Source organism: Pirellulales bacterium (assembly GCA_036499395.1).
In the GTDB taxonomy this organism is placed as follows: domain Bacteria; phylum Planctomycetota; class Planctomycetia; order Pirellulales; family JACPPG01; genus JACPPG01.
Genome location: DASYDW010000063.1, coordinates 365,876 through 380,583 on the forward strand (window position 1 = coordinate 365,876; position 14,708 = coordinate 380,583).

12 protein-coding genes are annotated in these 14,708 nt (G+C 59.7%); 4 read left to right on the top strand and 8 right to left on the bottom strand.

What is annotated here, in order from left to right:
• Positions 1–26: 26 nt before the first annotated feature.
• The 6 genes from VGN12_10800 to VGN12_10825 form a co-directional block, all read right to left on the bottom strand.
• Positions 27–1,016: an amidohydrolase family protein gene (locus VGN12_10800; protein HEY4309930.1), complete on the bottom strand. Its 990-nt coding sequence runs from the start codon at positions 1,014–1,016 to the stop codon at positions 27–29.
• A gap of 37 nt (positions 1,017–1,053) precedes the next feature.
• Positions 1,054–1,875 (bottom strand): mycofactocin-coupled SDR family oxidoreductase, encoded by an 822-nt coding sequence (locus VGN12_10805; GenBank protein ID HEY4309931.1) that lies wholly within the window; start codon positions 1,873–1,875, stop codon positions 1,054–1,056.
• 98 nt (positions 1,876–1,973) lie between these two features.
• Complete coding sequence (locus VGN12_10810; GenBank protein HEY4309932.1) at positions 1,974–2,504, bottom strand: hypothetical protein; 531 nt, start codon at positions 2,502–2,504, stop codon at positions 1,974–1,976.
• Between the two features lie 34 nt (positions 2,505–2,538).
• Entirely contained in the window at positions 2,539–3,972 is a 1,434-nt protein-coding gene (locus VGN12_10815; GenBank protein ID HEY4309933.1) for a DUF1501 domain-containing protein, read from the bottom strand.
• Between the two features lie 121 nt (positions 3,973–4,093).
• Entirely contained in the window at positions 4,094–4,777 is a 684-nt protein-coding gene (locus tag VGN12_10820; protein ID HEY4309934.1) for a PEP-CTERM sorting domain-containing protein, read from the bottom strand.
• Positions 4,778–4,864: 87 nt separating this feature from the next.
• Positions 4,865–6,058 (bottom strand): PEP-CTERM sorting domain-containing protein, encoded by a 1,194-nt coding sequence (locus tag VGN12_10825; protein ID HEY4309935.1) that lies wholly within the window; start codon positions 6,056–6,058, stop codon positions 4,865–4,867.
• 425 nt (positions 6,059–6,483) lie between these two features.
• On the opposite strand from VGN12_10825, the gene VGN12_10830 reads away from it, so the two are divergent.
• The 3 genes from VGN12_10830 to VGN12_10840 all read left to right on the top strand — a co-directional run bounded on the left by VGN12_10830 (position 6,484) and on the right by VGN12_10840 (position 11,635).
• Entirely contained in the window at positions 6,484–7,533 is a 1,050-nt protein-coding gene (locus VGN12_10830) for a metallophosphoesterase (protein HEY4309936.1), read from the top strand.
• 131 nt (positions 7,534–7,664) lie between these two features.
• Entirely contained in the window at positions 7,665–10,208 is a 2,544-nt protein-coding gene (locus VGN12_10835; protein ID HEY4309937.1) for a DUF2339 domain-containing protein, read from the top strand.
• On the top strand, positions 10,205–11,635 hold the full coding sequence (locus VGN12_10840) for a DUF3999 family protein (GenBank protein ID HEY4309938.1): 1,431 nt from the start codon (positions 10,205–10,207) through the stop codon (positions 11,633–11,635). The genes VGN12_10835 and VGN12_10840 overlap by 4 nt, the downstream gene beginning before the upstream one ends.
• Positions 11,636–11,771: 136 nt before the next feature.
• Here VGN12_10840 and VGN12_10845 read toward each other — a convergent pair whose 3' ends face one another.
• Positions 11,772–12,146 (bottom strand): hypothetical protein, encoded by a 375-nt coding sequence (locus tag VGN12_10845; GenBank protein ID HEY4309939.1) that lies wholly within the window; start codon positions 12,144–12,146, stop codon positions 11,772–11,774.
• Positions 12,147–12,526: 380 nt separating this feature from the next.
• On the bottom strand, positions 12,527–13,630 hold the full coding sequence (locus tag VGN12_10850; GenBank protein HEY4309940.1) for a glucose 1-dehydrogenase: 1,104 nt from the start codon (positions 13,628–13,630) through the stop codon (positions 12,527–12,529).
• A gap of 186 nt (positions 13,631–13,816) precedes the next feature.
• Here VGN12_10850 and VGN12_10855 point away from each other — a divergent pair, with 186 nt between their 5' ends.
• Positions 13,817–14,653, top strand: coding sequence for a phosphatidylinositol-specific phospholipase C/glycerophosphodiester phosphodiesterase family protein (locus VGN12_10855; protein ID HEY4309941.1), 837 nt, complete (start codon positions 13,817–13,819; stop codon positions 14,651–14,653).
• Positions 14,654–14,708: the final 55 nt, after the last annotated feature.

The window sequence follows — 14,708 nt, forward strand, 5'->3', positions numbered from 1 at the left end:
CACATTGCACCCTACGGAAATGCGCCTTACGAAAAGAAAACGCGCTGGGCCGTCTTTTGCAGTAGCCGCTGGCGATCGTCCGCGGTGAGAAAGTCGAGCCGAGACCGCACAAGCTCGATCGAATCGCGGTACGTGTTATCGCCTTGCACCTGGTAAGGGCAGTCCGTGGCCCACATCAGGCGCTCCGCGCCGAACGCGTCGCGCAGTCGACGGATCATCGCAGCCAGATCCGTGTAGGGCGACTTTTTCTTTCCGAGTGCGTAAAAGGCTGACACCTTCACATATGTGTTCTTATGACGTGCCAGCCGGCAGAGTTGATTCAGGTCTTCTTCGCGAATCTCGCCCGAGATTCCGACACGACCGCAATGATCGACGACGACCGGCGTATCTGGGTGCTTTTCGCACATCCGATCGATGGCCGACAGGGCATCGGGATTCACCAGGCAGCACATCGCCATCCGCTCGGCGGCGCCGTATTCCCACATCGCCGCCAGGCCGGGCGTTTCCAACCAGCGATCAACCGGCATATTGCGCGGATAAATGCGGAAGCCGCGCACACCCAGAGGTTTCAGCCTGCGCATTTCATCCTGCGGTCGGTCCGCTGCGTCATCAATGACGGCAATCCCCGAGAACACACCGGGAAAACGCTTGATCGTGTCGAGCATGTAGGAATTGTCGAATCCGTAAAAGCTCATCTGCACCAGCGCGACCCGATTCACTCCGCAGGGACGCATGTGCTCGAACAACTGCTCCGGCGTAAAGCTCGGCGGCGCCATTTCCTCGCGCCGATAACCGGCCGACAGCGGATACTTCGCCGTGTCGTGCGTCCAGACGTGAACGTGCGCGTCGATCGCGCCGCTCGGTTCGGTTGCAGTTGCTGTCGTGGGGTCGGCCATGGCAATCGCTCCGAGATGCGAGGTGACCGCCAGCGTCGCCGATGTGGCAACGACGCGTCCGATCGCATCGCGCCGAGTCACAGTTCGCCGGTCAGCGGGGTTAGCCTTGCGTCTGTTCATGGAATCGTCGAATCAGAGGTCGAATGACAAACGGTGCTCAGCGCGTCAATAAACCCGCGTCCAGCACGAATTCGGAACCGGTCACATAACGCGCGGCATCCGACACCAAAAACAACACCGCTTGTGCCACATCCTCCGGCTCAATCCACGGCACCGGCAGCAAGTTGCCGGCCGAGCGCTCGGCAATTTCGCGCGGGCTCAACCCTTCGATCGCCGCCAGGCCATCGTTCATTGGGGTGTTTACCCCTGTCGGATGTATCGATACCACACGAATGTTGTGGGGCGCCAGTTCCAGGGCCCAAGATTTGGTCAGGCCGGTCAGCCCCCATTTTGATGCCGCGTAATGGCTCAAACGTGCCATGCCGCGCAGGCCTGCGATCGAGGAATTGTTGATGATCACGCCCGAGCGCCGGGCGATTAAATGCGGAATCACGCGCCGCGCGACCAGCCACGCCCCCTTGAGATTGATGTCGAGCATCGCGTCCCAAGCTTCTTCGGTTAGCTCGTGCGCCAGGCCGTAACCGCAGATGCCGGCGTTGTTGAAGAGAATATCGATCCGCTCGAAGCGCTGGGCCGTCGCCGCCACCGCGGCCGATACGGCGTTATCGTCGCGCACGTCCGCGGCAAACGCCAGGCATTCCACTCCGGCGCGCTGACACTCGTCCACCAGCGAATCCAGCTCACCGGTGGTCCCCATCTCGTAGCCTGGGTACGCCAGCGGGCGTCCCACATCCAGCGCCGCGACGTGGGCACCGGCGCGCGCAAGCGCAAGCGCTGTCGCGCGTCCCTGACCATGCGCAGCGCCCGTGATGAACACCACACGGCCGGTCAGCGTTTTGTTGTTTGATTCCTCAGGCATGGAACACTTTGCAGATGAAAACAGGAGATACTGAGATTGGCAAGCGCGCCGCAGCAGCAGCAGCGGCAAGAGCAGCATGCCCTCGGCCCGGCCCGCCGTCAACGATCCGTGCGGCGATACGGCTCAAGATAATCGTCCAGATCGATTCGCAACGCGTTGTTGAAGACATTCGTCGCGATCATCATCCCGCCGAACGCCGTCAGAGCCACGATCTCGGCCGGTGCGAATTGCCGGGACAAGCGGGCGTACAGGGCATCCGAGACCTGGTTCGCGTCACGCACCAGTTGCCGTCCATAGTCGACGACCACTTCCTCGCGTTCGTTCATGGCAAGTTGATCGGGATTCTCGCCCGCGTCGATCAAGTAGCGTCGAAAGAAGGTCGAGCAAATCAAGCAGTCGGCCGCCGACGAGATGGCGTGGACGAAGAGCATGGTCGCACGCGGCTCGAGGAATTTATGCACCTCCTCGCGCAGCGGATACCACTGCATCAACGCGTCGAGTGCCGGCAGCGAATGGGCGAGCGTTGCCTTCATATTCGTCATCCGGCCCTGGGATGACGTAATCTCATCAAAGGCGGCCTGCACGTCTGGCGTTGTCTCTTCGTACTTAATCTGAGATACGCGACCCATTATCGACCTCTTACTGGAAACTACTCTGCCGCAATTAAAACAAATCTATCACCGGCTGACCGGTAGCTAGCGGCTGAGGGCGCCCCTGCCGATCGTATATTAGCTCGCGCGGATCGATCCCCAGCGCGTGCAACACCGTTGCGGAAAGGTCCGGAGGCGTCACGCCGCGGTCTTTCACATGCGCGGCCAGTTCGTCGGATTCTCCATAAATCTGTCCACCACGGACTCCGCCACCCGCCATCAATATCGAATAAGCGTGCGGCCAGTGATCGCGACCGCTGGCATTGGTTGCACTATTCATCACCACGCGACCTACGCGAGGCGTGCGACCGAACTCTCCCATCACTACGACCAAGGTTGAATCCAACAGCCCCCGTTCGCCGAGATCGGCCAGCAATGCGGACAACGCGCGATCGAGCGGCGGAATGAGCACATTCTTCAAGGTTGTAAAATTATCCTTGTGCGTATCCCAGAAAGGGCTCTTCACGTCGCGCCCGTCATCGTGCCAATTGACGGTAACCAACGTCGCACCGGCTTCGACCAGCCGCCGCGAGAGAAGCAATCCCTGCCCGAATGGCTCACTGCCGTACGATTCGCGCAGCTCGTTCGGCTCTTCGTCCAGGTTGAACGCGCGGCGCGCTCGTGGCGAAGTAACGATCGACAGTGCCTGCCGATAGAGTCCATCGAGTCGATCGCACGGCTCGCGATCGGCCAGCCGCCCCAACGTACCATTAAATTCGCCCAGCAACGTGCGCCGCGCCGCCAACCGATCGAGCGTGATTCCGTGGGGAAGCTCGACTCCCGAAACCGCGAATTGCGTGCCGGTGGAGTCGGCCTTCACGAGCCAGGGATCGTACGTCTTGCCTAAGAAGCCGGCGACCTCTCCCGCATACTCGTTGGGCAGATCGAGAAACCGATTCCAGCGAGGCAACGTCACGGCCGGCGGAAAATCCGCACGCGGCCCCTGCATCTTCGCCACTAACGCGCCGAGCGACGGATGATCCTCGGGCGCTGGCGACGCATCCAAGTCAGGCCGGGCACGTTCGCGCCCCGTGAACATGTAATACAGCCCATAACCGTGCCGTGGATGCTGATGATGCATCGAGCGCACGATCGTCAATTTGTCAGCATGTCGGGCGAGCAGCGGAAAGTGCTCGCAAATCTGAATGCCCGGCACGTTGGTGTCGATCGGACGAAACTCGCCGCGAAAGTCGACTGGCGCCGCCGGCTTCATATCGAAGGTATCGATCTGGCTCGGTCCGCCGAACAGATAAACGAGGATGCAGGCCTCGGCCTTACCGGACGTACGCCGCATCGGCTGCGTCCCAACTGCAGGGCGCGCCATGGCTCGCGAGCCAAGAATCTGAGGCAGCATCACACCTAGCGCACCGAGCCCGCCGATTTCGAGCACGTCGCGCCGTGTGAAGCCGTCGCAGACTTTTCGCGGTCGACCGTTGATACGCAGCATGCCGGTAGCCTAACCGTGCCCGACACCACGGACAAGCTTGCCGCGAATGCTTGATCGACGGAGAGAGAATGATCTCGGCCGGCGAGCGATCAGCGCCACCTTTCACCAGCGCCGCTCTCAGCTAACGCTGCCGGCGACGGCAATATGCTAGCGCGGAAACCGCCATCCCGGCCAGCACAAATGTCGATGGCTCGGGAACCGGCTGCACAAAAACCATCGGCCCCAGCCATGCGCCGGGCGCTGCCAGCGCGCCATTCGGGAAGGAATTGTAATTCCCGAACACCGGCGTCGGCAGTTGGGCAATGCGGGAATCCGTCGGCACACTGGCGCCAGCGAACTTCACGATGTCGGGATTCGCGATATAGTCCGCACCATAAACGGTATAGAGCCCCGGATTCAGTGTAATGGGCGAGTTCAGCTCCACGCGATACGATCCGATCAGACTGGCAGCGGTGCCAGCGGGAATCGTGGCGCTCAGTCCAACCCCCGACAGCGTGACCAAGTGGTCGTGGGACAGTCCATCGGCTCCATCGTCGTACCAACCGAGCCCCACGACTTGCACTGGTTCAAGAACCTGAAACTGCCAACCGTAGTTGCCATTGATGTTGACGTCGGTGAAGCCGAAATACTGACCCGGACCAGGCGAGTTTGCCAACTGTGTGCCCGGGTCGACTGGTAGCAACGGCACCGGCGCGGCCACGGCGACTGTAGCCATGCCGGCCACGCAACTAACAATCAACGGAACGATGCGCCTGCGAGACGCGCGAAGCGCAATGGCCAATCGGTCAGCAATCGACGTACCCATGGAACCTGCCCCTTTTTTATGACATTGCTATTGAGCAGGTAAAACCTGCCCTCGCCCAATTGCAACCGTGAAGAACGTCGTGCAGCTCTACGCGTACCGCTTTCGCAACTTGGCGAACAGCAGCCCCAACGTTCCCAATCCGCCCAACACGATCGTCGCGGGCTCTGGCACTGCCTTCACACCCAGCTCGAACGGCGAAAAGCTTCCGGTGACGAACGTGATCGTATGATCGGTCGTGTTGACCGTGCCACCGAACTCCCAATCTTTGCCGATCGAGTTGTAGTGCCAGATACCCAACTGCGACTGATCGGTGCCGGCGGGCAATAGCGACGGATCGTAATGGAACACGAGCGTTGCGTCCTGCCCCGATTGCAGGCCGGTGTATTCCACGTTCCAGATTTGCGGATGCACCGACAGGTCGGCGGTCGAGGCGGCGAAGATCGGGTTAGCTTGCGCCGCCTGGATCGCTTGCTGCGACAGGCCGGTATTGTTCGGAATTTGCTGTGCGCTGAAGGTACCGCCGTTGGTATCCCCAGGCAGGTTAATCGATACGCCCCCCGTCGCCGCGGCGCCTCCCAATACATCGGCATGCGTCGCGGTAGGCGCGACGGTCGTGATATTCGAGGCGCCGAAGTGCGCCGTCGACAACGCGTTGAGCGTGAACTTTTCGGTCGTCGTCGGGCTGTTCGAACCCGGCAAATAGTATCCGCTGACCGCCAGCGACCAGTCGCCCGATCCTGGCGCCGATTGCGATAGCGTCCAGGTACCGAAACTTACGGTTCCTTTGTATCCCGTTTCGTCATTCGTGCCGGCCGCGCCCCCTGGCGGCGTTTCGACCAACGTACCGCTGAGCACCGTAAAGCCGGTGGTCGCGGCATTGAACACTCCGTTTGAACTAGTCAGCACGGGGCTGCTGAAATCCCAGCTCAGATTGCTGTACTGAACTTGCGCCGCCGGCGAGACGGTGTGTACGGTCAGGTCCGAGTCCTGCTGGAAATAGCCGTCCCCACCAATGAACTGAACGCTGGTTGGCGTATCGGTTAGCGGGTTAAAGCTGACAAGAAAATGTCCGCTCACATCGCTGACGTTGCTCCCCGGCGAGACAGGCGTAAATGTGCCGTAAGTCGACTCGGTCAGCGAATAGCCCAGCGTGCTTTGCGTCGGATCGATCGTGAACACAACATTCTGCGTGTCGGCCGAAGCGATTCGCTGCAGCGAGAAAAGCGTAACAGCCGCCGTGACGCAATAACGAAGGCAAACCGTGAATTGATGCGAAGTCATCCGATCCCCCTGAAATATATCCCTACGGAACATGTAATAATTGCCAGCACTGGCCCAACGTGTATCGGAATCGCAGGTGGTAGTCTCACCGGAATGAGCTCAAGCGCGATGTGACGCGAACGTCACGAATCAAGCGCGAGAGAGAAACCCACCGTCGAAGAAGACGCTACGAATTCAATTTCGCTAGCCAGCCCATAAAGAAAGGGGCCACAGGTGGTAAGAACGCCGTTAACTTACGGATCACGACCCGGCATTGCAAGAGATTTTTTCAGAAATCTCTTTTCCGCCCGGCGACCGACCGAAGGGCAATAAAACCCCTGAACTATCAACGTCCGGCGTTCCGTATCGAACAAACGGGCCCGATTGATCGTCTAGAAGCCAATCTCACCCGACGACGGGTGGCGAATACGGCAATCAAGGCCCGGATGAGCAAGATGCTCCTGGCATTTAACGTTTCGATGCTCCTGGTGGATTTCGTGGCCATCATCGTGATGGCGAGGACGACTCGTCTGAGCCGTCGTGCGGGGACGCTTGCCGCCGTCGCGTTTGCGGCGTTATTACTCTCGGCGGCATCGCGGGAAGGTCCGTTCGGTCAGATCCGTTTGCTGGCGGCCGCGGTGTTCGTTCATGGCGTGATCTTGGCCACCGCCCTGGCGGCCATCAGCTGGCGTTCGCGGCGCCGACTCGCGATCGCGTGGCTTCTATTGGCCGTGTCACTACTGGCGGTCGGCGTTGACAGCTTTTACGTCGAGCCCTTCTGGCTCGATGTAACGCGATTGACGTTGCACTCGCCGAAGATCGACCGGCCAATTCGTATCGCGGTCGTGGCCGACTTCCAGACCGACACGATCGGCGATTTCGAGCGAGAAGTTCTCGAACGCGTGCTGGCCGAAGAACCCGACATCATTCTCTTTGTGGGCGATTACATCCAAGTCAAAAGCATCCACCGGCCCCCCTTGGCGAATGAATTCCGCAAGCTGCTCGTTGAATCGGGCATCGCCTCGCGCGCGGACGTTTATGCGGTGAAAGGGAATAACGACCCGCCTGACTGGAAGGAACTTTTCCGTGATTCACAGGCGCGACTGTTCGAGGAAACCGAAAGCATAATCTGCGGATCGCTCGTAATTACTGGCCTGAGCCAACCCGACTCGCGCGACCCCTTCCTCAACGTGCCACCGGCCGAGGGATTCCATATCGTGTTCGGGCATCATCCCGATTACGCGCTGGGAAAAGTGTCGGCCGATCTGATGGTCGCCGGGCACACGCACGGCGGGCAAGTTCGCTTGCCGATCATCGGGCCGCTAGTCACCCTGTCGCGAATTCCGCGGCAGTGGGCCGCCGGGGTCACCGACTGTGGCCAGGGACGGACGCTGGTCGTCTCACGCGGTACAGGCCTCGAACGAGGAAATGCACCGCGGCTGCGTTTTCTCTGCCGGCCTGAGCTGGTCGTCATTCAGCTCGAGCCGGAAGCATGACGGCCACATATTGTCACTGTGTAATACCATCATGCGCCCTTATATTCGGACCTATACTATCGGAGCAGGCGCGACACCGATAATCGATACGATCGGATGCTGCCATTTCGCAGCACATCAAAGGGGCTGTTATGACAGAGTTATTAACATTTCTATTGCTGATGTTCGTTGGCTGGGGAGTGCTGCAGATCATCCGCGGCCAACGGCAGCAACAGACCAACGCCAAACAGTTGAGTGAATTGGTCACGGCGCTACGCCGGGACCTCGAGACGAATCGTCAGGCCGTCGCGCGCTTGACCAGCAGTATCGCGTCAACTGCCGTCGCGCCGATTGCAAAATCGGCGCCCGAAGCGAAGGCCGAAGAATCTTCGCTGCCGATCCCCACGGTCGAGCAGGAAGTAGAACAGCCAGCGATCTCGCTGCCCCCTCCGCCACCGCGGGAACGTTATCACGAGCCAGAGCGAGTCCTCCATCCCGAGCCGCGGCCGTCGTACGCAGAATCGGTGGCGGCTAAAGTTGAGCGACTGCACGACGTCGCAGCCACCGTCCAGCACACCCCGCGCGAGCCGAACCGGTACGAAGTCGCCGCCAAGGAAGCGCTCGAAAAGATCTGGAACTGGATCATCGTCGGTCAGGACCACCGACCCGAAGGCGTGTCGCTCGAATACGCCGTGGCCAGCAATTGGCTGCTACGCATCGGAATCGTGATTCTCGTGATGGGGGTCGGGTTCTTCTTGAAATACTCGGTGCAGAATCAATTGATCAGCGAGATGGGGCAGGTGTCGCTGACGATCGTGGCGGGTGCCGCGATGCTGGCCGCGGGCACCCGGATGTTAGGCAAGCAATACCAACTGCTCGGCCAAGGTTTGATGGGGGGCGGCATCGCCGTGCTTTATCTGGCCGTCTTCGCCGCGGCGAATCGTTTTCATTTGATCGGTCTCATGCCGGCCTTTGCGCTAATGGCCCTGATCACGGCCACGGCGGGCATTCTGGCCGTCACCTATCGCAGCCTGCTGGTCGCGGTGTTGGGGATCATCGGCGGCTATGCGACACCGCTGATGCTGGCGTCGGGCGAGCCCAACTTCGTCGGCCTGTTCACCTACATTCTGGTGCTGGGCATTGGCGTACTGGGAATCAGTTTCAAACGCGATTGGCGGCTACTTGTGTGGTTGGGCTTCATGGGCAACTACACGTTGTTCTTCCTGGCGATGGAGGAGTACCACCGTGCAAACTTTTGGGAAGTACTTCCCTTCCTCGCGGCATTCTTCGTGCTCTACTCGACGGCGGTCTTCATCTTCAACGTGATGAATCGCGTGAAGTCCACGCTGCTCGAGTTGCTAGGACTGTGGGCCAATGCCGGCGTTTTCTTCGCCACCAGCTACGTGCTGGTCCGCGATGCCTACGGTAAATACGCCGAAGCCGGGGTGACGCTGGCCATGGCCGCGTTCTTCATCGCCCACGTCTTTGTTCTTTTGAAGCAGAAGGTCCACGATCGCGAATTGATGCTCAGCTTTACGGCACTGTCGGCCGTATTCCTCAGCGTGACTTTGCCCTTGGTGCTGTCGCGACAATGGATCACCGCCAGTTGGGCGGTGCAGGCCGTGGTGATGCTGTGGGTCGCCGGCAAGTTGAATAGCCGCTTTGTGCGCATTTTGGCATATTTGCTTTATGTGATCGTGGTTTCGCGATTCGCGTTCGTCGACCTCCCGAACCAATATCTGGTCGGCCAGGCGGGCGCGACGGATCCTTTCTGGGACTATGTCATGGCCATGTTCGAACGTGTAATGATGTTCGGCATCCCCGTGGCCTCGCTGGCGCTAGGCTGCCGCCTGGTGCAACATCCGCCCGGCGCCGCCCAACTTTCCGTGGACAGCGCCGACGATATCGGCGCCTGGATTGAGGATCGCTGGGCGCTGGTTGTCGGCGGAACGCTGATGCTGGGAACGTTGTTCCTCGCCCTGCATCTGGAGTTGAATCGCTCGGTGGGTTATTTCTTCGAGCCTGCCAGGCTGCCTATGCTGACGCTGCTTTGGGCGGCGTTGTGCGCCGTTTTGCTGCAAGTCTATCTACGATTCCGCACGCAATCGCTGCTAACCATCCTCTTGTTATTCGTCGCCGGTACGGTGGCCAAGTTGTTCTTCTTCGACCTGCCGTATTGGAATGTGGATCAACATTTCGTCTACGGTGGCAGCTATTCTTTCCTCGCGGCGACGATGCGCCTCTTGGATTTCGCGTTCGTTGCCGCCTTCCTGGGTTATGCCTTCGTACGATTGCAGGGTAACCTCACCGCCGAACAAGCTCGCCTCGGACTGGGCGCCACGGCGTTGGGCCTATCCTTCGTCTGGTCAACGCTCGAGTTGCACACGTTATTGCGCCATTTCATGCCGGGCATGGAATCGGGGGGCGTTTCGATTCTGTGGTCGCTATACGCGCTAGGCCTGATTCTAAGCGGCATTCGCCAACGCGTGCGCCCCTTGCGGTTCGTCGGCCTGGCCTTGTTCGGCATCGTCGTCTGGAAGGTGTTCTTCGTCGATCTCGCGCAGCTGGATCAGTTGTACCGAATCATCGCGTTTCTGGTGCTTGGCGTGCTGGTGCTCTGCGGCTCGTTTGTCTATCTCAAATACCGGCCGACATTCGCCAGCGATACCATCCCCGACGGAAAGGATGCGTCATGACGCAACTTACTGCGGGCGGCCCGCCGCCGGCAGCGCTGCTGCGAATGCTGTTTTTGACGATGTTATTGCTAACAGTATTGCTCGCGCCGTCGGCACAGGCCGCGCCGCTCGACTCGTTTCAATTCCAGCGCGAAATCACGACACCAGATATCACAGCCGACGAGATTCTCTCAATCACGCTCGACAGTCCCGTGTACGCCGGCACGCAGAACGGGCTTGCCGATGTGCGTGCCATCGACTCAGGCGGCCTAGAAGTTCCCTATCAGCTCGACAAAGTTATTGCGACGCGCACTACGAACCAGCGCGAGGCATGCCCGAGCCATGTCATTTCTCTCAAAGAGCTTGCCGGAGATTCGGGACAACCCAGCCTGGAAATCGTCATCCGACTCGACAACAAATCTCCCGCGGCCTCGGGCCTGACCGTGAGGACTCCGCTGCGCGATTTCCAGCATAATGTGCAGGTCTTCGGCCGCGCCGAGGCACAGGATTGGCAACCGCTGGTTCCCGAGGCGCTAATTTTCGACTACTCGCGCTACATGGACGTCAGCAAACGCGACGTGCCGCTGCCGGCGAACAACTTCCGCGAGTTTCGCCTGCTGATCGACGACGTCACGGACGAACAGCGCCAGCCGCTCAAGGAACTGACGCGACATCTTCACGCAGGGGTCGAACGAGAACGCACCGAGCGCACGACGGTTCGCGAACGATCGACGCGTATCGATGCCGTCGACTTCTATCATCTGGCTCCGCATCAGGAGCCTGGCAAAGAGGTCAAAACGGCTTACCCGCTTACGAATTTGAAAACCGAGGAAGACGAAAAGAATCGACTGACAATCGTTGATGTGCGCAGTCGCCGCGAACCGTTGACATCGTTGACTCTGAAGTCCGAAATGCCCAACTGGGTACGGCGTGCCGTGGTTCAGGTACCGGATGGTTCTGGCGCTGGCGACGGATGGCGAGACCTGTGCAGTGCGACGATCTCGGCCATTCGGTTCCGAGATTTCAAGCAAGATCAATCGACGATCTCGTTTCCCGAGCAGCGAGAATCGGCGTACCGCCTCGTCATACACAACGAGGACAATCCACCGCTGACCGTGACCGAAGTGCTCGCCGAGGGAAACCAGTATCAACTGCAATTCCTCGCCGGCAGTCACGCGCCGTATCGGCTTTATTACGGATCGACGGTAGCGGCATCCCCGCGCTATGATGTCGCGACCTTGATGGCCGCTCTTGGTGGTCATTATCAAAGCAAGTCTCTGACGCTCGGACCTGAGCAAAATAATCCCGGCTTTCACGAGCCCATTAATCGGCGCCCCTTCGACAGTCGCCTGTTCTTCGGCGCCGCCATTCTATTGGCAGTCGGCATCATGTCAGTGCTCGTTTACGGTGCCTTAAAGCGTGTCGATCAACTTCCTACCGATCAATAGCGGACGCCACGCGACGCTGATGCGCAACGTTCCAGGCGCAAAAAAAAATCGGCACCCGAGAGCTTCGGGTGCCGATGAACGCTTGAAGTTTTTCTAACTAGCGAGTACTTCTTCGCGAAGCATCTCCCGCGATCACTTAGCGGTAGCGCCAGCGACCCATCGGGCCACGGTACCAGCCGCCGTAGTAGGCCGGTGAGTAGTACGACGCGTACGGAGCCCCGTAGTACGAGGGAGCGTAGTACGACGTGTAGGGGGAACCGTAGTACGACGTGTACGGAGCGCTGTAATACGAGGTGTACGGCGTGTAGTAACTGGTCGACACGACCGGGCTATAAGCCGTGGTCACCGGGGCGCTATAGTAGGCCGTCGTCGTCGGTGCGTAATAGCTCGTTACCGGCTCGGCATAATACGCCGACGTTACGACAGGGTTGCTGTAGTACGTCACGTACTGGGCCTGCGACACACTCGCTGCGGACAAGATCAAGGCGGTCGTCAAAACTAGCGTCTTCATGGTACTTTCCCCCGTGTTGTGATTGCCAAGGTTGCTGCTCACCGGGCAATACGAAATATATGTTGGAAAACCTTTCCGCGCCGGCTGTTTATCATGGCCCGGCTATCCGCGGCCCGTCAATGAGTAGGAATGCAATTCGCGCGCCAAGATTTTGTTGTGCTTGCACGCGGGTTTTTAGAAGGCCTCGAAGGGCCGCAGAATCGACCTGATCGCGCCATAACCGACCTGGGCGGCCGCAAATTCTTCCTAAACGGCCACGCTTGCCGCGAGCTAGGAAAGTCCCCGCGTCGAAACTTGAGACGCGCGTTCCAAAACGAGACGCCCCCCGCGACAGCATTGAGAACGCACGGGCGCGAGAACAGCCGCCACAACCCGCACGATCAGCCGGCTGCGACGTCGACGAACACCTTCAGCGCGGACTTTTCCTCGACGAGCAGTCGCATCGCTTCGGCGTAATTTCCCAGCCCGTCGACCGGGTTAGTCAGAATGCGCTGGGTGACGCCGGGATAGGTCACTTCCCCAACGGCCAGATCGCGAATACCCATCTCGAAGTGCTCGCGATTGCCGTTGACGCTTCCCAGCAGCAACTTGTTGCCCAGCACCCAGTCGAGATTCAATTGATCGGCCGGCACTTGAATGTGCTCGAGCCCACCGGTGATGCTGGTCCACACCAACACTCCATTGATACCGAGAACGCGCATCGCGCCAAAGGCCACGGCGCTCGAGCCGGTCGCGTCGACGATGATGTCCGCCTTACCGACGCGCTTAGCCAATTCTTCCATCGGCGTCTCGGTCGTGCTAATGTACGTCGCGCCGAGTTGCTCGACGATCTCGGCATTCAGCGTCGGTGCCTTCGTGCGCGCCAGCGTGTACACGTCCAAGCCGCGCAACCGCAAGATCAACGTCGTCAGCAATCCGATCTGCCCCGCGCCCAGGACGTACGCCACGCGCGGCCGCCACACCTTCAGCCGGCGCTGTGCCTCGAAAGCTTGTTGCACGGCCTTGGCCGAGACGCTCATCGGTTCGGCCAGCACGTGCAAGTGCTTCAAGCCGACCGGCACCTTGACAATGAACTCGGCATCGTCGACGTAATGCTCGGTCAGGAAGCCATGCAGCAGGTTGATGCCACGCTCGTAGTAGACTTCCTCGCTGGTCATGTCGCTGTTGCCGATCTGATCGTAGATCGATCCGCCCGGCCGGCGCACTGTGGCCGCGACATAATCGCCGGGACGAACATGGGTCACATTCGCGCCGACCTCCTCGACGATGCCAAAGCTTTCATGCCCCAGCACCAGAAAGTTGTATCCCGGAGGGGCCGCACCGTATTTGGCCTCATTGATCTCTTTGTCCGTGGCGTCGATGCCCACCTTCAACACGCGAACCAGCACGCCGCGCCCGCCCGGAATGTCGTCAACGCACGGCTTCGGCAAATCGGCCAGGTGAACGCTATTGGCCTTACCGGGAAAAACGGCGATCGCTTTCATCAATGGATCTACCTGCGGGAGAGCGAAGAAAATGGCCGCGTCGGCACGGCCCAATCAAAGTAGAGTCGATCGTAATGTCCCGGCACGAAGCGCAGACAAGGCTGGCAATTATCGTGCAGTCTGGGACAATCAGGAGGACACCAATCTACGCTTCGCCCCGCTGAGCAACAAGACGCAGGATCACCGATGAATCGACGACAATCGCCGCTGGTTTCGCTCGCTTTCGCCGCCGCGACGACGGCTCTGCTGGTACTTTCACTGACGGCTCCTGCAAATGCCGCCGACGTATCGCCACTGGCAAACGCCCATGCCCACAACGATTACGGGCATAAGCGCCCGCTGTTCGATGCCCTCGATCATGGGTTTTGCAACGTCGAGGCTGACATCTTTTTGGTCAATGGATCTCTGCTGGTCGCGCACAATCTCAAAGACGTGAAACCGGAAAAAACGCTCGAGGCTCTCTACCTCGATCCGCTCTTGGCCCGCGTCCGCGAAAACGGCGGCCGCGTGTATCGCGACGGGCCGCCGTGCATGTTGTTGATTGATATCAAGGCCGATGGTGAACGCACGTACGAAGTCCTGGCCCAACGCCTGGCGAAATATGCCGAGATGCTCACTGTCGTCCGCGATGGCCAGCTTCACCCGGGCGCCATAACGGTCGTTATCTCGGGCGATCGCGCCACGGACCGCATCCGGGCCGACAAGGTTCGCTATGCCGGCATCGACGGTCGCATGAGCGATCTTGATTCCGACGTGCCTACGAACCTGATGCCGCTCGTCAGTGACAGTTGGGGAAGCCACTTCACTTGGCGAGGTAAAGAAGCGATGCCAGCTGTCGAGAAAGAGAAGCTGCGATCGTTCGTCGCCAAAGCGCACGCCAAGGGACGCAAGATCCGCTTCTGGGCCATTCCCTCCAACCCCACCGTGTGGGCGGAACTGGCCGACGCCGACGTTGACCTGATCAACACCGACGATCTGCCTGGGCTGGAAAAATACCTCCGCGAGCGCGCAGCGGCAAAATAGTCGAAGCGATTCGAGCGGACCACTCGAACGAATCGGCCGGCTTCAACCGGTGGCC